1 protein-coding gene is annotated in these 455 nt (G+C 53.6%); it reads right to left on the reverse strand.

The genetic code is table 11. The annotated features are described in order from the left end of the window. On the reverse strand, nucleotides 1–277 hold a 277-nt coding region (locus tag QN347_RS19470), incomplete at its 3' end, for an alpha-E domain-containing protein (RefSeq protein WP_323494355.1). Between the last annotated feature and the right edge of the window lie 178 nt (nucleotides 278–455).

Here is a 455-nt window from a genome sequence, read left to right on the forward strand (position 1 = left end):
TCAGGGTACCGCGCACGGCACGTGCGTTTTCACGTGCTTCCTTCAGACAGGTGGCAATCGAAGATGGATTCATCGGATCGCGCACCATGAAATCGAGCACGTCAGCCTTAGTCAACATGCCATATTGGTGGTCGAAGGCGGTTTCGAGCTCGGAAATGCCGAGCATGGCGCGCCAGCCTTGTTCAGCATTTTGCGCCGATTGCGGCAACATCGACGTTTGCATATTCACATCGAGCATTCGTGCCGTGTTTTCGGCGCGTTCGGTATAACGTGCCATCCAGAATAAGTGATCGGCGGTTCGGCTCAGCATAAGTATTCTTTCTAAAATAATCGACCGCGCAGAGCGGAAAAAAATCAGCTTATTTTTCTGTGTGCGCTTACTCTTGCAGCACCCAGGTGTCTTTGGTGCCGCCGCCTTGCGACGAGTTCACCACCAGCGAGCCTTCCTCCAGTGC

Source organism: Sphingomonas sp. 10B4 (assembly GCF_035019905.1).
Lineage (GTDB): Bacteria > Pseudomonadota > Alphaproteobacteria > Sphingomonadales > Sphingomonadaceae > Sphingomonas > Sphingomonas glacialis.